Origin of the sequence: Pararhodobacter marinus (assembly GCF_003122215.1) — a bacterium.
GTDB classification, from domain to species: Bacteria; Pseudomonadota; Alphaproteobacteria; order Rhodobacterales; family Rhodobacteraceae; genus Pararhodobacter; species Pararhodobacter marinus.
Genome location: NZ_QEYD01000015.1, coordinates 13,502 through 31,205 on the forward strand (window position 1 = coordinate 13,502; position 17,704 = coordinate 31,205).

The 17,704-nt window shown below is 66.9% G+C and carries 14 protein-coding genes; 5 read left to right on the forward strand and 9 right to left on the reverse strand.

Translation table 11 applies throughout. The features are described from left to right. Window positions 1-3 precede the first annotated feature (3 nt). From C4N9_RS19745 to C4N9_RS19755, 3 genes are all read right to left on the reverse strand, one after another. Window positions 4-1,839 carry a M3 family oligoendopeptidase gene (locus tag C4N9_RS19745; protein WP_109535065.1) on the reverse strand — a complete coding sequence of 612 codons (1,836 nt, stop codon included), beginning with the start codon at window positions 1,837-1,839 and terminating at the stop codon, window positions 4-6. 130 nt (window positions 1,840-1,969) lie between these two features. Next, complete coding sequence (gene bmt / locus C4N9_RS19750) at window positions 1,970-3,016, reverse strand: betaine--homocysteine S-methyltransferase (protein WP_109535066.1); 1,047 nt, start codon at window positions 3,014-3,016, stop codon at window positions 1,970-1,972. A gap of 176 nt (window positions 3,017-3,192) precedes the next feature. Then, window positions 3,193-3,507 (reverse strand): DUF1476 domain-containing protein, encoded by a 315-nt coding sequence (locus C4N9_RS19755; RefSeq protein ID WP_109535067.1) that lies wholly within the window; start codon window positions 3,505-3,507, stop codon window positions 3,193-3,195. 220 nt (window positions 3,508-3,727) lie between these two features. On the opposite strand from C4N9_RS19755, the gene purC reads away from it, so the two are divergent. Then, entirely contained in the window at window positions 3,728-4,489 is a 762-nt protein-coding gene (purC, locus tag C4N9_RS19760; RefSeq protein WP_109535068.1) for a phosphoribosylaminoimidazolesuccinocarboxamide synthase, read from the forward strand. A gap of 12 nt (window positions 4,490-4,501) precedes the next feature. Then, window positions 4,502-4,741 carry a phosphoribosylformylglycinamidine synthase subunit PurS gene (purS, locus tag C4N9_RS19765; RefSeq protein WP_109535069.1) on the forward strand — a complete coding sequence of 80 codons (240 nt, stop codon included), beginning with the start codon at window positions 4,502-4,504 and terminating at the stop codon, window positions 4,739-4,741. 122 nt (window positions 4,742-4,863) lie between these two features. Here the strand turns inward: purS and C4N9_RS19770 are convergent, their stop codons facing one another. Further along, window positions 4,864-5,442 carry a thymidine kinase gene (locus C4N9_RS19770; RefSeq protein ID WP_109535070.1) on the reverse strand — a complete coding sequence of 193 codons (579 nt, stop codon included), beginning with the start codon at window positions 5,440-5,442 and terminating at the stop codon, window positions 4,864-4,866. 112 nt (window positions 5,443-5,554) lie between these two features. On the opposite strand from C4N9_RS19770, the gene C4N9_RS19775 reads away from it, so the two are divergent. After that, complete coding sequence (locus C4N9_RS19775; protein ID WP_109535071.1) at window positions 5,555-6,178, forward strand: LysE family translocator; 624 nt, start codon at window positions 5,555-5,557, stop codon at window positions 6,176-6,178. Window positions 6,179-6,184: 6 nt separating this feature from the next. Here the strand turns inward: C4N9_RS19775 and C4N9_RS19780 are convergent, their stop codons facing one another. Both C4N9_RS19780 and C4N9_RS19785 read right to left on the reverse strand, forming a co-directional pair. Continuing rightward, window positions 6,185-6,613: an FKBP-type peptidyl-prolyl cis-trans isomerase gene (locus C4N9_RS19780; RefSeq protein ID WP_109535072.1), complete on the reverse strand. Its 429-nt coding sequence runs from the start codon at window positions 6,611-6,613 to the stop codon at window positions 6,185-6,187. Window positions 6,614-6,838: 225 nt separating this feature from the next. Next, window positions 6,839-8,008 (reverse strand): alpha-hydroxy acid oxidase, encoded by a 1,170-nt coding sequence (locus tag C4N9_RS19785; protein ID WP_109535073.1) that lies wholly within the window; start codon window positions 8,006-8,008, stop codon window positions 6,839-6,841. Window positions 8,009-8,193: 185 nt separating this feature from the next. On the opposite strand from C4N9_RS19785, the gene argC reads away from it, so the two are divergent. Next, window positions 8,194-9,111, forward strand: coding sequence for an N-acetyl-gamma-glutamyl-phosphate reductase (gene argC, locus C4N9_RS19790; RefSeq protein WP_109535074.1), 918 nt, complete (start codon window positions 8,194-8,196; stop codon window positions 9,109-9,111). Between the two features lie 179 nt (window positions 9,112-9,290). On the opposite strand, the gene C4N9_RS19795 is transcribed toward argC, so the two are convergent. Further along, window positions 9,291-11,177, reverse strand: a complete 1,887-nt coding sequence (locus tag C4N9_RS19795) for a PhoX family protein (protein WP_109535075.1) — start codon at window positions 11,175-11,177, stop codon at window positions 9,291-9,293. A gap of 173 nt (window positions 11,178-11,350) precedes the next feature. Here C4N9_RS19795 and C4N9_RS19800 point away from each other — a divergent pair, with 173 nt between their 5' ends. Then, window positions 11,351-12,781, forward strand: a complete 1,431-nt coding sequence (locus C4N9_RS19800; RefSeq protein ID WP_109535076.1) for a DUF2252 domain-containing protein — start codon at window positions 11,351-11,353, stop codon at window positions 12,779-12,781. 49 nt (window positions 12,782-12,830) lie between these two features. Here C4N9_RS19800 and C4N9_RS19805 read toward each other — a convergent pair whose 3' ends face one another. Together C4N9_RS19805 and C4N9_RS19810 are read right to left on the reverse strand one after the other, a co-directional pair. Then, on the reverse strand, window positions 12,831-14,177 hold the full coding sequence (locus C4N9_RS19805) for a dicarboxylate/amino acid:cation symporter (protein WP_109535077.1): 1,347 nt from the start codon (window positions 14,175-14,177) through the stop codon (window positions 12,831-12,833). A gap of 1,350 nt (window positions 14,178-15,527) precedes the next feature. Beyond that, complete coding sequence (locus C4N9_RS19810) at window positions 15,528-17,597, reverse strand: methyl-accepting chemotaxis protein (protein ID WP_109535078.1); 2,070 nt, start codon at window positions 17,595-17,597, stop codon at window positions 15,528-15,530. Window positions 17,598-17,704: the final 107 nt, after the last annotated feature.

Genomic DNA, 17,704 nt, shown 5'->3' on the forward strand with positions numbered 1-17,704 from the left:
GCCTTATTCCTCCATCGCTTCCAGCTCGTCGATGAAGCCCGAGATCATGTCGAGCCCCTTGTTCCAGAAGGCCGGGTCCGAGGCGTCGAGGCCGAAGGGCGCGAGAAGCTCCTTGTGGTGTTTCGAGCCGCCCGCTTTCAGCATGTCGAAATACCTGTCCTGGAAGCCCTCGGGCGCGTCCTTGTAGGCGGCGTAGAGCGCGTTCACGAGGCCGTCGCCGAACGCGTAGGCATAGACGTAGAACGGCGAGTGGACGAAATGGGGGACATAGGACCAGAAGGTCTCGTAGCCGTCCATGAAGCGGAAGACCGGACCGAGGCTTTCGGCCTGAACCGACATCCACAGCGCGTTGATATCATCCGAGGTCAGCTCGCCCTCGCGCCGCGCCGCGTGCAGCTTGCATTCGAAGTCGTAGAAGGCGATCTGGCGCACGACGGTGTTGATCATGTCCTCGACCTTGCCCGCCAGTAGTGTCTTGCGCTCGGCCTGCGTCTTGGCACCGGCGAGCAGCTTCTGGAAGGTCAGCATCTCGCCGAAGACCGAGGCGGTTTCGGCCAGTGTCAGCGGCGTCGAGGACAGAAGCTCGCCCTGCCCCGCCGCGAGCCGCTGGTGCACGCCGTGGCCCAGCTCATGCGCCAGCGTCATCACGTCGCGCGGTTTGCCCAGATAGTTGAGCATCACGTAAGGATGCACGGTCGTGACGGTCGGATGCGCGAAGGCGCCGGGCGCCTTGCCCATCTTCACGCCCGCATCGATCCAGCCCTTGTCGAAGAAGGGCTCGGCCAGATCGGCCATGCGGGGGTCGAAATCGGCATAGGCGTCCATGACCATCGAGCGCGCCGTGTCCCAGCCGATGGTGCGCGGGGCCTCGATGGGCAGCGGCGCGTTGCGGTCCCAGACTTCGAGATGGTCGAGCCCCAGCCACTTGGCCTTGAGCGCGTAATAGCGGTGCGACAGGCGCGGGTAATTGGCGACCACGGCGTCTCGCAGGGCCTCGACCACCTCGGGCTCGACATGGTTCGACAGGTGACGGCCATGCTGCGGCGTGGGCATCTTGCGCCAGCGGTCGGAGATTTCCTTTTCCTTGGCCAGCGTATTGTGGACGCGCGTAAAGAGGCGGATGTTCTTTTCGAACACGCCCGCCAGTGCATGCGCCGCCGCTTCTCGCTTGGCGCGGGCGGGATCGGTGAGCAGGTTCAGCGTGGCTTCCAGCGGCAGAGGCTCGTCCTCGCCTTCGACCTCGAAGGAAAGGCCCGCCATGGTTTCGTCGAAGAGCCGGTTCCAGGCGGACGCGCCGACCGTCGACTGGTCGTGAAGGAATTTCTCCAGCTCGTCGGACAGCTGGTGCGGGCGCATGGCGCGCAGGCGCTCGATCACCGGGCGGTAGCGGTTCAGCGCCTCGTTGGCTGACAGCAGCGCCTCCATCCGGTCATCGGCAATGCGGTTGAGTTCCAGGTTCAGGAAGACCAGCGGCGTGGTCGCGACGGTCACCCGGTCCTGCGCATCGGCCATGAACTTGGCGCGCTCGCTGTCAGTCGTGGACTGGTAATAGCGCAGACCCGCATAGCTCATGAGCCGGCCGGCGGTGATGTCGATCGCCTCGTAATCGTGGATGCATTGCAGCAGGCCATCGGCCTCGAGCGTGTCGAGCTTGCCTTCATACTTGGCGGCGAAATCGGCGCAGGCCTTGTCGAGCCAGTCGAAATCGCGCGCGACCTCGGGCGCATCGGGCGCGGTGTAGAGATCGCTCAGGTCCCATTCGGGCAGGTTTCCAAGGCTCTTGCCCGAGGCGTCGGCGTCGAAACGGCGAAGATCGGTCAGGGCGGGAAGTCGGAACATGGGATACCTTTCGCTTTGCTGGGAAAGATGTAGTCAGCCGGGGCCACGGGCGCAAGCATCCGGGCCCCGGCACCAAGCGAAACGCCCGGCCAACAGGGCCGGGCGTGGGGTCTGTCAGGTCTCGGGCCGATCAGCTGCGGCGGCGGCCGCGACGCTCGCGGCGGGGGCCGTGGTCATGGCTGGGATCACCGCAGCCGGTGATCTCGGTCCCGTCCTGCGCCGAGCTGAAGGCGCCCAGCGCAGCGGTGATCTGCTCGAGTGTCGGGCGCTCGCCCAGGGGCCGGGTATCGAGCGCCTCACGCATCGCGCGCAGGTGTTCGGGCATGGTGCCGCAGCAGCCGCCGATGATCGTCGCCCCCGCATTGCGCGCAAGTTCGGCGTAATCGGCCATCAGCGCGGGCGTGCCGTCATACTTGATCTCGCCATCGACATATTTCGGGATGCCCGCATTCCCCTTGGCGATGACCGGCCGTTCAGGACCCTGCGCCATGAAGCCCAGCACGGTGCGCAGAAGGTCCGAGGCGCCGGTGCCGCAATTTGCGCCGAAGGCGGCGGGCGGGTTGGCGAGCTTGCCCACCAGCTTGACGAAATCGGCCGAGGTGACGCCCATCATCGTGCGCCCGGCGGTGTCGAAGCTCATCGTCCCGGCCCAGGGCATGCCCGCCTTGCCGCAGGCTTCGGCGGCGGCCTTGTATTCCTCGGGCGCCGAGATCGTCTCGACCCACAGGATGTCGGCGCCGCCCTCTTTCAGACCCTCGGCCTGTTCGTGGAACATCTCGACCGCCAGCTCGTGCGTCAGGCTGCCCATCGGCGCCATGATCTCGCCCGTGGGGCCCATCGAGCCCGCGACCAGCACCTTGCGCCCGGCCTTGTCGGCCACCTCGCGGCCGATCTCGGCGCCGACGCGATTGAGCTCGCGCACGCGGCCTTGCGCCTCGTGCAGTTTCAGGCGGCTGGCATTCCCGCCGAAGGTGTTGGTCAGGAACAGGTCCGATCCCGCCTCGACCGCCGAGGCATAGAGCCGGCGGATGCGGTCGGGATGGTCGACGTTCCAGAATTCGGGCGCATCGCCCGAACTGAGCCCCATGTTGAACAGGTTCGTCCCCGTGGCGCCATCGGCCAGCAGGACGCCGCGTTCGGCCAGAAGGGCGGTCAGGGGATCGGGCGAGACGGGCATCGGGTACCTCGGGTGAAATGCAAAACGCGCCGCAGGTCGCGGCGCGTCCGGGTTTTCGCATATCCGGCCGGTTCTGGCAAATGCAGCGCGCTCATGAAGATGATGCAATTGCCCGCAATTCGCCGGGCTGCCATCATCGCCGGGGACAGCCGCCCCCCGCGCCGCGCAGCCGGGCTTCAGCCCTCGCGCACCATCTTTTCTTTGATCTCGAGCAGCGTCGTGGCCATCTTGGCGCGGATCTCGGCCTCGGTCGCCTTGCCGTCCAGATCCTTGACCAGCTTGCGCACGACGTCCTCGTCGCCCTCTTCCTCGAAATCGGCGGCGATCACTTCCATCGCATAGGCCCCGGCGGCGTCGCCGTCCTTGCCCAGAAGGCCCGCGGCCCACAGGCCCAGCGCCTTGTTGCGGCGCGACACCGCCTTGAAGGCCATCTCGGCGTCATGGGCGTATTTCGCTTCGAATGCGTTCTCGCGATCGTCGAAGGTGGTCATGTCTCGGGCCTCTCGTCGCATGCCGTTGGGTCGTTTCCGTTCCTGATATGGGCGGATTGCGCCTGCGCTGCAAGACTTGTTTGCACCGCGGAATGCGCCTTCCCCGGCTCGCCCGCGCCGTCCGGGGCGCCGCTTGCGGGTCGGGGCCGCATGGCGTATAGCCGGGCCTGACTGCAGCCGCCCGGGCCCATGCCGCGGGCCAATCGGGGAATCACCGGACATGGCGAGACGCACGAAGGTTTACGAGGGCAAGGCCAAGATCCTGTACGAAGGCCCTGAACCCGGAACCTATGTCCAGTACTTCAAGGACGATACCAGCGCCGGCGACGGGGCCAAGAAGGCCCAGATCGAAGGCAAGGGCGTCCTGAACAACCGGCTGTCGGAATATTTCATGTCCGGTCTGAACGAGATCGGCGTGCCCACCCATTTCATCAAGCGCATCAACATGCGCGAGCAGCTGATCCGCGCGGTCGAGATCATCCCGCTGGAAGTGGTGGTGCGTAACGTTGCCGCAGGGTCGATCTCGAAGCGGCTGGGCATCGAAGAGGGCACCGCCCTGCCCCGCCCGATCGTCGAATTCTACTACAAGAACGACGACCTGCACGACCCGCTGGTGAGCGAGGAGCATATCCTCGCCTTCGGCTGGGCCACGCATCAGGATCTCGACGACATCGTCGCGCTGGCCCTGCGCGTCAACGACTTCCTGTCAGGCGTGATGATGGGCGTCGGCATCAAGCTGGTGGATTTCAAGATCGAGATCGGCCGCATCTATGACGGCGACTTCATGCGCCTTGTCGTGGCCGACGAGATCAGCCCGGACAGCTGCCGGCTGTGGGACGCCAAGACCGGCCAGAAGCTGGACAAGGACGTGTTCCGCCGCGATCTGGGCAACCTGTCGGAAGCCTATACCGAAGTGGCGCGGCGGCTGGGCGTGATGCCCTCGAACGCGACGCCGATCACCAAGCCCAAACTGATGAACTAAAAGGACGACCCCATGAAAGCGCGCGTTCATGTCATGCTGAAGACCGGCGTTCTGGACCCGCAGGGCGAGGCCGTGCGCCACGCGCTGGGCGCTTTGGGCTTCGACGGGGTCGAGGCGGTGCGTCAGGGCAAGGTGATCGAGCTGGACCTCGCCGAAACCGACCCCGCCAAGGCCGAGGCCGAGGTCAAGGCGATGTGCGAGAAGCTGCTCGCCAACACGGTGATCGAGCGCTACGAGATCGCGCTGGACTGATAGGGCCAGACGGGTCCCGCGCCGCGCGCGGGATCGGCGCCGAAGAAAGGGGGCTGCTCGCCCCCTCGCGCTGATGCGCTCACCCCCCGGGATATTTGTGGAACAAAGATGCGGCGCGGGGCTCAGACGCCCATCTTTTCGCGCCAGTGGCGGCGGCAGAGCGAGACATAGGTCTCGTTCCCGCCGATCTGCACCTGCGCGCCGTCGCGCAGCGCCTGGCCGTCGGGCCCCTGCCGGATCACCATCGTCGCCTTCTTGCCGCAATGGCAGATCGTGCGCACCTCGCGCATTTCGTCGGCCAGCGCCAGCAGCGCGGCCGAGCCCGGGAACAGCTTGCCGCGAAAATCCACCCGCAGACCGTAGCACATGACGGGCACGCGCAGGTCATCGACGGCGCGGGCCAGTTGCCAGACCTGATCCTCGGAGAGGAACTGCGCCTCGTCCACGAAGACGCAGGCACAGGGGCCGCGCCCGAGCCGCGCGGCGATCTTGGCGAACAGGTCCTCGCCTTCGGCGAAGGTATCCGAGGCCGCCCCGATGCCGATGCGCGAACCGATCCGCCCCTCGCCCGCACGGTTGTCGAACTGCGCGGTGATGAGATAGGGCTCCATCCCCCGCTCGCGGTAATTATGCGCGGCCTGCAACAGGATCGTCGACTTGCCCGCGTTCATGGTCGAGTAGTGGAAATAGAGCTTTGCCATGCGCCGCTCTTTAGCCCGCGCCGGCCCCGGGTGGAAGTCCGTTGACGGCACTGGACATCGCCCGCGCGCAATGTCTTTGCTGGGAATCCCGGCCCCTTGCAAGGATTGACCCATGGACCCGCATCTCTGGCTTGCCTTCGTTCTCGCCTCGGTGGCGCTGCTGCTCATCCCCGGCCCGACGAATTTCCTGATCCTCGGCCATGCGATGCGTCAGGGCCGCGCCGGGGCGCTGGCGATGGTGGCGGGGATCACGCTGGGCGACGGGCTGGCCATGACCGCCTCGCTCGCCGGTCTGGGCGCGCTGATCGCGGCCTCGGCCACGGCGTTCACCGTGCTGAAAACCGTGGGCGCGCTTTATCTCGTCTATCTGGGCGTTCAGCTCTGGCGCTCGGGCGGGGCCGCGCTCCAGGCGACCGGCGATATCGCCGCCCGGCCCGGAAAGCGCGTGTTCCGCGACGGGCTGATGGTGACGATGCTGAACCCGAAATCCATCGCCTTCTTCGTGGCCTTCGTTCCGCAATTCGTCGATCCGCAGGCGGCAGTCATGCCGCAATTCGCGCTTCTGGTCGCCACCTTCGTCACGCTGGCGGGGATCAATGCGCTGGTCTGGGCGCTGGCGGCCAGCCAGATGCGCGCGCGGCTGGCGCGGCCGCGCGTCATTGCCGGGCTGACCCGGCTGGGCGGCGCGGCGCTGGTGGGCATGGGCCTGATGACCGCCACCCTGCGCCGCGCCTGACGCCGCTCAGGCGACTGAGACGATCTCGACCGCGAAGGTCAGATCCTTGCCCGCCAGCGGGTGATTGGCGTCCAGCACGACATGCTCGTCATTGGCCTCGATCACGACGACCGGGATCACCTGACCCTCGGGCGATTTCATCTGCAACTGGGTGCCGGGATCGACCGGGATCGTGTCTGGGATCTGCTCACGCGGGACAGCCTGACGGGCGCGGGCATCGTGCTCGCCATAGGCTTCGGCGCAGGGGATGGTCACGGTCTTCTGCTCACCCACCGCCATGCCGTCGATCGCCGCGTCCAGACCGGGAATGATCTGGCCCGATCCCAGCGTGAAGGACAGCGGATCGCGCCCTTCGGAGGTATCGAACACGGTGCCGTCGGACAGAGTGCCGGTATAGTGGAAATGGACGGTGTCGCCCGCCTTGGCCTGGGTCATGGGAAATCCTGTTTTCGGGGAGGAGTGGATTGCGGAGGGCGCCCTTGCGCGTGGCTCCGATGAACCCAAAGCCTAACAAACCTGCCCAGAAAGGAAAACCCACCCCCCTTTGCGCGCCCGGATCCCGCCCGAACCGGCGCATCTTTGCGCGGCAAATATCCTCGGGGGGTGAATTTGCCGCCAGGCAAAGAGGGGGGCAGACAGCCCCCCTTGCCCGCCCTAGCCTCAGATCGATACGGTCGGATCCTCGAACCCTTGCGGCACGATCAGGTTGTGGCGGCCCAAAGCCTTCACGTCGCGCTCGCCGCACAGGGCCATGGTCTTGTCCAGCTCGGCATGCAGGATTTCCAGGGCCTTGGACACCCCCGCCTCGCCGCCCGCGCCCAGCCCGTAGACGAAGGCGCGGCCGATCATCGTGCCCTTGGCCCCCAGCGCCAGCGCCTTCAGCACGTCCTGCCCGGTGCGGATCCCGCTGTCGAGATGGACCTCGATATCGTCGCCGACCGCGTCCATGATCGAGGGCAGCATGCGGATCGAGGACATCGCCCCGTCGAGCTGGCGCCCGCCGTGGTTCGACACGGTGATCGCATCGGCGCCGATCTTCGAAGCCATGACCGCGTCCTCGGGGTCGTTGATTCCCTTGAGGATCAGCTTGCCGCCCCACATATCGCGCAAACGCTCGATCTTCGCCCAGTCGAGTTCCAGATCGAACTGCTCGGCCGTCCAGGCGCCCAAGGCGGCGGCATCGGTCACGCCCTTGGCATGACCCACGATATTGCCGAAGAACCGCCGCTTCGTGCCCAGCATCCCCATCCCCCAGCGCCACTTGGTCGCCAGATCGGCGATCACCGCGGGGGTCAGTTTGGGCGGGGCGCTCAGGCCGTTCTTGATGTCCTTGTGGCGCTGACCCATCAGTTGCAGATCCAGCGTCAGCACCAGGGCCGAGCATTTGGCGTCCTTGGCACGCTGCAGGATCCGGGCGACGAAATCCCAGTCCTTCATCACGTAGAGCTGGAACCAGAAGGGCTTTTCGGTGTGTTCGGCCACGTCCTCGATAGAGCAGATCGACATCGTCGACAGGGTGAAGGGCACGCCGAATTTCCCCGCCGCGCGCGCCGCCGCGATCTCGCCATCGGCATGCTGCATCCCCGTCAGCCCGACCGGGGCCAAAGCCACCGGCATCGCCACGTCCTGGCCGATCATCTCGCTGCGCGTGCTGCGATTGGCCATGTTCACCGCGACCCGCTGGCGCAGGTGAATTTTCTGGAAATCCGTCTTGTTCTCGGTGAAGGTCTGCTCCGTCCAGCTGCCGGATTCGCAGTAATCGTAGAACATTTTCGGGACGCGGCGCTTGTAGACGCGGCGCATGTCCTCGATCGTGGTGTAGACGGCCATGGGTCCCTCCCGAATTGGTCAGAAATTCTTACCAGCGACACTGCACCTGTGCAAGATGACCGCGCCCGGTTGCGGGCCGGTCATCAGGCTCCAACGGCGCGCAGACGGGGCATAGTCCGGGCTGCGCGCTTGCGGGGTCCTGCGCTTTATCGTAGGTCGTGAAGCGTATCGCAACGGGGGTTCCCATGGCACACAAGGTCTTCATCGATGGCGAAGTCGGCACCACCGGCCTGCAGATCCGCGAGCGGCTGCAGACCCGTGACGACATCACCCTTGTGCAGGTTCCCGTCGAGCTGCGAAAAGACCCGGCCGCGCGGCGCGAGGCGCTGGCCGAGGCGGATGTCGCCATCCTTTGCCTGCCCGACGATGCCGCGCGCGAAGCGGCGGCGCTGGCCGAGCCCTATGGCACCCGGCTGATCGACGCCTCGACCGCCCATCGGGTGGCGGCGGGCTGGGTCTTCGGTTTTCCCGAAATGGCGCCGGGCCAGCGCGAGCAGGTGGCCAATGCCACGCGCGTCTCCAATCCCGGCTGCTGGTCGACATGCGCCATCGCGCTGATCCGTCCGCTGGTCGAAGCCGGTCTGATCGACCCCGCCTCGCCGCCGGCCGTGTCAGGCGTGTCGGGCTATACCGGCGGCGGCAAGTCGATGATCGCCGAATTCGAAAAGGGCGAGGTATCGGGCTCGTTCCTCTATGGTGTCGCGCAGGGCCACAAGCACCTGCCCGAGATGACGCTGCATGGCGGCCTGTCCGCCGCGCCGGTCTTCGTCCCCTCGGTCGGGCAGTATGCGCAGGGCATGGCGGTGGCCGTGCACCTGCCCAATCTGGGCGAAAGCGGGTTCCGCGCTGCCGAGGACGCGCTGCGTGCGGCCTACGAGGGCGAGCGGTTCGTGGCCGTGGTCGAGGCGTCGGTGCACGAACCGCGCGTCTGGCCCGAGCGGCTGAACGGCACCAACCGGCTGGAACTGTCGGTGCATGGCAATGCCGCGTCTGGCGCCGCGACGCTGGTCGCCGTGCTCGACAATCTGGGCAAGGGCGCCTCGGGCGCGGCGGTGCAGAACCTCAACCTGATGCTGGGCGTGGACGAAGCGACGGGGCTGTAATCTCCCCTGCCCGCTCCCGTGTTCTGACAAGGGCGGCCCCGGCGCGGGCCGCCCTTTGACGTTGCGCGCATCATCCGCGCGCGGCGCTGTAGGGTGCGTGCTTCGCACGCACCATGCGCCCATGGAAAAACCGGGCACCCCTTGCGGGATGCCCGGCCTGTTCAGCGCTGGTTGCGGTCTCAGCCGACCATCGCGCCGTCATCGCGGCTGACCGCGATCAGCGACGAACGCGGCAGGCCGGTTTCCATCGGCCAGCTGCCGCCCGGATGCTGGATGCCCACGAACATCGTGCGGCGGTCTTCCGACCAGCACAGGCCGGTGACTTCCGAGCCGTTGGGCCCCGTCAGGAAGCGCGCGATCTCGCCCGAAACCGGGTCGCCCGCCAGCATCTGGTTGTTGCCCTGACCGGCGAAGTCGCCCTCGTTCGAATCGTCGCCGTCGGTCTGGATCCACAGCAGGCCGGTCTGGTCGAAGGCCATGCCGTCGGGCGAGTTGAACATGTTGCCCGCCGTGACGTTGTCCGAACCGCCATAGGCGTCCGAATGGACCTCGGGGTTGCCCGCCATGACATAGAGATCCCAGGCAAAGCCCTGCGCCGCGTGGTCGTCGTCATTGGGGAACCAGCGGACGATCTGGCCGTACTGGTTGGCCTCGCGCGGGTTGGGGCCGCCGACCGGGGTCTCGTCGCCGCCCGCATTGGTGCGGGTGCCGCGACGGGTATTGTTGGTCAGGCAGCAATAGCCCTCGATCGCGTAGGGATTGACCGAGATCCATTCCGGACGGTCCATCGTCGTCGCGCCTACCGCCGAACCGGCCTGACGCGAGAAGATCAGGATTTCCTCGGCCGACATGCCGGTCGCTTCGGGGGTCAGCGCGACCCATTCGCCGGTCATGTCGTCGTTGAACTTCGCGACATAGAGCTGGCCGTCATCGAGCAGCCCCTCGGTCGAGCCGCCCGGCGTATAGACGCCGTTCGAGACGAACTTGTACAGGAATTCGCCGCGCTCGTCGTCGCCCATATAGACCACGACACGCCCGTCGCGCGCCAGCGTGACCTCGGCATTCTCGTGCTTGATGCGGCCCAGGCCGGTATGCTTGACCGGGGTGCTTTCGGGATCGGTCGGGTCGATTTCCACGACCCAGCCGTGGCGATGCGGCTCGTTGGGATGGGCCGAGACGTCGAAGCGGGCGTCATGCTTGTGGTAATCGTAGCCCCAGCCCTCGGCACCGATGCCGTAGCGCTCGTAACCCGCGGCGATGACCGCGTCCGAGGGCATCTCGCCCGTGGCGCCGAAATAGCCGTTGAAGTTCTCTTCGCAGGTCAGGTAGGTGCCCCACGGCGTCTTGCCCGAGCCGCAATTGTTCAGCGTGCCCAGCGCCTGGCGGCCCGAGGCGTCGGCCTCGGTCTGCAGCAGCGGATGACCGGCGGCCGGGCCGACCAGCTGCATCGGCGTGTTGTGGTGGATGCGGCGGTTGAAGGGGCTGTCCACGACGACCGACCAGCCGTCCATGCCCTGCGCCACTTCCATCACCGTCACGCCCTGCAGGTTCTGCAGTTTCAGCACGTCATCGGCCGATGCGGGGACGCCTTCCTGCGAGGCGGGCAGGTTGATGTCGTTGTTGGTGTATTCGTGGTTCACCGCGATCAGCTGGTGACCCATATAGCTGAAGGTCTCCATCCCGTCGGTATTCTCGCCGAAGATGCGATCCGACTTGGCGACCGGGCCGCCCTCGGCGATGTCGTAGCCCTCGGCATCGGCGAACAGCGCGTCGCCCCAGCTGGCCAGAACCTGCACCTTGTAGCCCTCGGGCACGTGGACGGCGTGGTCGGTCTGCGCGGCGATCGGGGTGAAGGGGAAGCGCGAGGTGGTCTGCGCCAGCGCGGCGCGGGTCGACAGCAGGCCGGTGCCCATCACCGCCGCGCCCGAACCGAAGGCCAGCACGCCCGACAGGAAGCCACGGCGGTTCAGCGCGCGGTCCACGACGCGGTCGAAATCGTTCTCTTCGGGGCGCGGGAAGTTCAGTTCGTCCCACTCGTCAGCGCTGAGCTTGGTTTTGTCGGTCATCTGGCTACCTGTGTTCATGGTTGCGAGCGTCTACTCGCGGCGGACCATAGGCGGGCTATCGCAAAAGCCGCGCGACAGTTCCGCGACGATTTGATGACAGGCCGGAAGGGAACAGCGCGCGCGGGCCGGACGTTGTTCCCGATCCCCCCGCCCGCCCGCGCAAGGAGACCTTCATGGCCGAGACGACCTCATCGCCCCGCAAGCCGCCAACCGAATCGGCGTCGAAAGACGCCCCCGCGCCGGTCGCGCGGCTGGAAAGCCGGGTCGAGGCCTATCGCGCGCTGACCCGCGCCTTCGTCCGCTCGCCCTGCATCATGCGGCCCTGCGACCTGACGGGGCTGCGGCGACGCCAGCATGTGCGGGACACGATTCTCGAAGACCACGCATTGCGCATCGACCAGGGCGCCGAGGGCGCGCGGGCGAAGTTCGAGAAACTCGCGGGCTCGCTCTATTCCTTCTTTCGCGGGACCTCCCTGCTGTTTCACCGCGACATGCTGGGCGACGACGAACGGATGCCCACGGTGCTGGCGCTGGGGGACGTGCATCCGCTGAATTTCGGCATCATGCCCAATGCCGACAACGTGCCCATCTTCGGCGTCAACGATTTCGACGACGTGCTGTATGCGCCCTTCACGTGGGATCTGAAGCGCGGCGTCACCGGGTTTCTTCTGGCCGCGGACGAGATCGGCGGGCATGGCCGCAAGACGCGCGAGAAGATCGCGCGCCGCTTCGTGCGGGGGTATCGCGACGGGATGCGGATCTATGCCCGCCATGGCCGCAAGGCGAGCGAGCAGATGCGCTCCGACAATTCGCCCAAGGTCATCCGCCGGATGTTCAGGAAAGCCCGCAAGAGCCGCGAAAGCTGGCTGTGGGACCGCTACCTGGATGAAAAGGGCCGCGGCTTTCGCGCCAATGACGAACTGACGCCGATCTCCAGCCAGCGCGACGTGTTTCAGGAGCATATCAACGCCGTCGCGCGCCAGAACGGGATCGAACCGGGCGCGCGGGCGGGCGAGCTCAGGGTCAAGGATGTCTGCCTGCGCCATGGGCAGGGGACGGCCTCGCTGGGCCTGCCACGCTATTACTGCCTCATCGAGGGACCGAGCGCCGACGCGACCGACGATCTGATCGTCGAGTTCAAGCAGGCGCGGCGCTCGGCGCTGGAAGGGCTGGCCCCCGAAAGCGATTTCCACGCGGGCGACAAGGGCGACCGGATCGCGCACGGGCAGTCCGTGCATCTGGCGCATGGCGATGTGTTCTACGGCGCGGTCGAGATCGACGGCCAGAGCTACATGTCGCGCGAGCGGGCGCCGTTCCGCGACGATATCGACCTGGACGACCTGTCCAAGAAAAGCTGGCGCCATTACGCCCATGCCTGCGGCATGGCACTGGCGCAGGCGCATGCGCGGTCGGACGATGCCGGGGCACTGGATTACCGGATCGAGCCGCGCATCCTGGACGCGACGGAGCCCTTCGCGCTGTTCGCCGAGGATCTGATCGTCTTCGGCAGCGAAGCGCTCGACCGGCTGAAGGGTGACCATGCCGGCTATTGCCGGGATTTGAAGCGCGGCGCCTTCGACCGGACGCAGAAGCGCTACCGTTGAGCGAAACCCGGCCCCAGGGGGCGGGTTTCGCTGTTTTCCGGGCCTGTTTTCAGTGCCGGCGCGCGGCTTCGGCCAGATGCGCCTCGGCCACCGGATCGATGTCCAGCGACTCGCCGTCGATCAGCCCGGCCTCGGGGTCGTTCCAGACCGCCATGTCGATCTTGCCCTCGGACTTCGCAACGATGGTCGACACCACCGCGTCGCCGGTGATGTTCACGACTGTGCGGATCATGTCCATCAGCCGGTCGACCCCGAGGATCAGCGCGATGCCTTCGATGGGCAACCCCACCTGGCCCAGCACCATGGTCAGCATGACCAGCCCCACGCCCGGCACGCCCGCCGTCCCGATCGAGGCCAGCACCGCCATGGCGATCACCGTCAGGTAGCCGCCCACGCCCAGATCGATGCCGTAGACATTGGCCAGGAACACCGTCGCCACGCCCTGCATGATCGCCGTGCCGTCCATGTTGATCGTCGCGCCGAAGGGCACGGTGAAGGACGCGACCGAGTTGTTGGCGCCCATCCGTTCGGTCACGCAGCGCAGCGTGACGGGAATCGTCGCGTTGGACGACGCGGTCGAGAAGGCAAAGATCTGCGCCGGGCGGATCTTTCGCAGGAAGACCAGGGGGCTGAGGCCCGACAACGCCTTGAGAAACAGCATCAGCGTGCCGAACAGGTGCAACAGCAGCGCGCCCACCAGCACCAGCACATAGGTCAGGACCGGCACGAACAGGCCGATCCCCTGCTCGGTGAAGGTCTTGGCGATCAGGCAGAAGACCCCGATCGGCGCGAAGGCCATGACGATCTGCACGACCTTCATCATCAGCTCGTTCATGTATTCGCAGACCTCGACGAAGCCCTTCGAGCGGTCGCCCAGCATCAGCGCGGCCAGGCCCAGGATGATCGTGTAGAAGATGATCTGCAGCATCTCGCCGCCGGCAAAGGCCGCGACCGGGTTGCGCGGCACGATGGCGGCCAGCGTATCCCAGACCGAGGGGGCCTCGCGTCCGGTGACGCCCGACGTGTCGATCCCGTCCATCACGAAGCCCTGCCCCGGCCCGACCGCCAGCGCGATCAGGATCGCGATCGCGATCGCCGTCGCGGTTGTCAGCAGGTAAAGCCCGAACGCCTTGCCGCCGACGCGGCCCAGGATGCGGATATCGCCGATCCCGGCCACGCCGCAGATCAGCGAAAAGAAGACCAGCGGCACGACCAGCATCGACAGCGCATTGACGAACATCCGGCCGATCATGCCGAACAGCCCGCCGATGATATGGGTGTTGATGAATTCGATCTGCAGGAGGTTCAGCACCACCCCCAGCACAAGGCCCGCGCCCATGCCGATCAGAACCTGCGTGGTCAGGGACAGGCGCGGTCGCGCGATTCTGGGACTCATCGAGGTCTCCTTCTGGATGATCTGTCGGGCCCAGTGTCACGGAACGCGCGCAAAAGTCGACCTCCGAGTTCGGGGGATCCGCGCGTCAGTCCCGGATTGCCCCTCAGGGAGCGGACGGCCAGGCGTCGTGTCCTGTCCGAAGCGCGGCCCGCACGGCGGAGGGAAAGCGTCGGGGAAAAGCCATCGCGCCCTGCTGCCTCGGCCGGGCGTGCAGCCGCAGGGTTGGGGTCGCTACGAACCGGCAAGGCGAAGCGCGGCCTGCTTGAAAGGCTGGCGCGCGGCGGACCATCGCCGTGACACCGCTTGTTCTGGCCGTTCCGGCGGGCGCCCCGGCCTGCGAAGCTGAGAGAGCCGGATCGCCGGGACCTGCGCTGTGCGGAGACAAGGGTCTTGCCGGGGCAGGCCTGGCCGGCCGGACGGCCATGGCAACAGTTGCGTCGTGGCAAGGCAAGGAAGCGCCGCCTCGGATCATTCCGAGACCGCCTGGAAGTCATGCATCCTGCGTGTGGCATCTTTATCCGGGCGTCCGTTGCCCGACGGACCGGGTGTACAGGCGACGATTGGGACGACTCCGCTGAGGCGAGATGTCACAGCGATGAAGCCTCAAGGGAGGGTCTCCGGACGGTAAGAGACATCCGGGACCTGCATCGCTCCGGTCGCGCCACGACACGAGCCCTGCCCGGCGAACCGGAAGCGCAGGGCGGCGATGGCTTGGTCCTGATGGAACAGGATGGGGGCGGGATCACCGGACGGGCGCCATTCCGGGAGATCATCGCCACGCTACTGGGGGAATTTGCTGATAGCCTTGTGGAAACGCGGCGGGGCGCCGTGCATCGGGAGACGCAATCCGGGTGACGAGGCTCGGACCATGAGTGCAGTTCTCGCGGCACCCGGTCTGAAGCGGGATCGCGATTGCGCGTCGCGCACAATGTCACGCATTGCGTTGGTTACAATGCAGCGCCGCGCCCCTCGGCCCACCCTTTGCTCGCGCACGGCCCATCCGGAACCCTTTTCGGGCTTGGCGGGGCGGCGCCGCGCCCGCGACAAGGTTCGCAGCGTTCCACCGGTCGGGGCGATGCATCGTGACGAGGCACAGGGCATGAACGCAGATTTCGTGGCATCCAGTCTGAAGCGGGACCGGGATCACGATTGCGCCGCCTGCCTGCGCGTTCTTGCAAGCCCACTGCGTGCGATGTCATGCATTGCTGCGGTTACGAGGCGTCGCGCCGGCCCTCGGCCCCCCGGCGCCTGAGCGCGGCCCATCCGAAACCCGTCTCGGGCTTGGCGCCGCGTCCGCGAGAGCCCGGCTCCACCGAGCAGGGCGATGCGCCGGAAGCGGCGCCCGGAGCGTCACGCGGCGTGGGCGTGGCGGGTGAAGGGCGCCTCGCTGTCGGTGTCGATCCGGAAGGCGGCGACGAGGGCCCGCAACTCGCCCGATTTCCGGTTGAGCGCGCCGATCAGGTCGGAATTGTCCTGGACCATCGCCGCGTTCTGCTGGGTCACCTGATCGAGCGACAGCATGGCCGCGTTGATCTCGGCGATGCTGGAGGCCTGCGAAACGGCTTCGCTCGCGATCTTTTGCATCGCGTCGGTGGCTCCCTCGACGCCCTCGCCGATCCGGTGAAAGGTCTGCGCCGCGAGCTCGACCAGCGCCACGCCTTCCTGCACGACCCCGATCGAGCCCTTGATCAGGTTGCGGATTTCGGTCGTGGTCTCGGCCGAGCGGACGGCCAGCGCGCGCACCTCCGAGGCGACGACGGCGAAACCGCGTCCTGCCTCGCCCGCGCGCGCGGCCTCCACCCCGGCATTGAGCGCAAGCAGGTTGGTCTGAAAGGCGATGTCGTCGATGAGCGAGACCATCCGCGTCATTTCTTCCGAGGATTTGGCGATGCGGCGCATGACCGCGATCGCCTCGTCGACCCGGCCGCGTCCCTCGATCGCGCTCTGGCGCAGGCCCACCGCTGCATCGCCCGCTTCTTTCGAGGCCCGCGCCGTGCCCGAAACCATGTCCGACAGCTGCGTCAGCGCGGCAGTCGTTTCCTCGAGCGAGGCCGCCTGCGAGCTGGTCCGGCGCGACATCTCATCCGTGGCGCGGGTCATCTCGTCGCCGGATTCCCGGAATGTCGCCACCGCACCCGACACCCCGCTCATCGTGTCCCGCAGCCGCTCGACCGCATCGTTGAACCGCTGACGCAGCGTTTCGAACTCGGCCGGGAAGGGCGTTTCGATGCGACACAGCAGGTCGCCATCGGCCAGCCGGCCGAAGGCCGCGTCCAGATGGTCGGTCACCTGCGAGCGCGCCGCGACCGACGCCGCCTCGATCCGCCTATCGGCATCGGCCAGCGTGTCGCCCGCGTTTTCCACGGCGTCGAACAGGCGCCCCACCTCGACCGCAAGTCCATCCGGACGGACAATCGCGGCGTAGTCTCGGTTGCCCAGGCTTTCCAGCGCCGCGCCGATGGCGCCGATATTGCGGCGCACGACCAGAAGGACGTAAAGGCCGGTCCCCGCGCTTGCCACGACGGCAAGCAAGGCAAGCCCGGCGACCAGCAGGAAGGATTGCAGCGCCGTGCTTGCATGGTCGCGCGCGAGGCGGGCGATTTCCCCGGTGATCCGGCTTTCGATCTCCGCCAGTCGGTCGATCCAGTCGGTGGCCGCCGCAAACCATTCCGGCGCCGTCAGGCCCGCGACACGACCGCCCGGCCCGGCGGACAGGATCGCCTCGCGCATGGCGCCAAGGCCGGTCTGCGCCAGCGCGTCGTCAAGGTCGGGCATGGCGGGGACCGCGCGCAGCTCGGCCCGCGCGAGCGAGAGCATGACCTGTTCGGCTGCCCCCCGCTCGACAAAGGTGCGATAGAGTTCGGGCGGGAAAACATCGCTGCCAAGTCCCCCCGCCCCGGCCGCCCGCTGCAACCCCGCCGCTTCCTTGCTTTCGGCCAGCGCCATCAAGCCAGCGAAAAGGGCCGTGATTTCCGCATCGTGCTGATCCGTCACATGGCCTTCGAGATGGTGAAGCAGGCTGCGGATGATGCCGGTATAGACCAGACCCGATTGCGACCCGTTCACCGCCAGGTCGTCGATCTGTCCGCGCAGTTGCGCCACCTCGCCCAAAGCCTGCGCGATGCCGTCGGGCAGGCTATCCTGCGCGGCACCGATCGCCTGGTCGGTGAGGCTGCGCGCCTCGGGCAGGTCGGAGGCGAAGTTCACACCCCGCGATGCGATGAACCCCGCGCTTTGCCCGCGTTCGACCTGCAGGCGGTGAATCAGCGTCGTCAGCGTGGCATTCGCGGCAGCCTGATGCTGCGTCAGCACCGCGCCGCGATACCCCTGCCACCGTTCGTAGCCGAGGAACCCGCTAACAAGGATCAGCGCGAACAGGGGAATCGCCGCCAGGGCAAGGACCAGGTTTCGCAACGTCATCGACACGCTCCACGGACAGAAAACCCCTGCCTAGCCGCGAAAGCTGAATCAATGATGTATGTCATCCCGCACGTTCGAACGGGTCTTTCCGCAGGTTTTTCCTGGGG

Bases quoted from the DNA above. Each gene is read 5' to 3' on its own strand.
- argC (WP_109535074.1), top strand. From the start codon at position 8,194: ATGGCACACAAGGTCTTCATCGATGGCGAAGTCGGCACCACCGGCCTG.
- C4N9_RS19785 (WP_109535073.1), bottom strand. From the start codon at position 8,008: ATGGCCGTCTACACCACGATCGAGGACATGCGCCGCGTCTACAAGCGC.
- C4N9_RS19780 (WP_109535072.1), bottom strand. From the start codon at position 6,613: ATGACCCAGGCCAAGGCGGGCGACACCGTCCATTTCCACTATACCGGC.
- C4N9_RS19800 (WP_109535076.1), top strand. From the start codon at position 11,351: ATGGCCGAGACGACCTCATCGCCCCGCAAGCCGCCAACCGAATCGGCG.
- C4N9_RS19770 (WP_109535070.1), bottom strand. From the start codon at position 5,442: ATGGCAAAGCTCTATTTCCACTACTCGACCATGAACGCGGGCAAGTCG.
- C4N9_RS19745 (WP_109535065.1), bottom strand. From the start codon at position 1,839: ATGTTCCGACTTCCCGCCCTGACCGATCTTCGCCGTTTCGACGCCGAC.
- purC (WP_109535068.1), top strand. From the start codon at position 3,728: ATGGCGAGACGCACGAAGGTTTACGAGGGCAAGGCCAAGATCCTGTAC.
- C4N9_RS19775 (WP_109535071.1), top strand. From the start codon at position 5,555: ATGGACCCGCATCTCTGGCTTGCCTTCGTTCTCGCCTCGGTGGCGCTG.
- C4N9_RS19795 (WP_109535075.1), bottom strand. From the start codon at position 11,177: ATGACCGACAAAACCAAGCTCAGCGCTGACGAGTGGGACGAACTGAAC.
- C4N9_RS19810 (WP_109535078.1), bottom strand. From the start codon at position 17,597: ATGACGTTGCGAAACCTGGTCCTTGCCCTGGCGGCGATTCCCCTGTTC.
- bmt (WP_109535066.1), bottom strand. From the start codon at position 3,016: ATGCCCGTCTCGCCCGATCCCCTGACCGCCCTTCTGGCCGAACGCGGC.
- C4N9_RS19755 (WP_109535067.1), bottom strand. From the start codon at position 3,507: ATGACCACCTTCGACGATCGCGAGAACGCATTCGAAGCGAAATACGCC.
- C4N9_RS19805 (WP_109535077.1), bottom strand. From the start codon at position 14,177: ATGAGTCCCAGAATCGCGCGACCGCGCCTGTCCCTGACCACGCAGGTT.
- purS (WP_109535069.1), top strand. From the start codon at position 4,502: ATGAAAGCGCGCGTTCATGTCATGCTGAAGACCGGCGTTCTGGACCCG.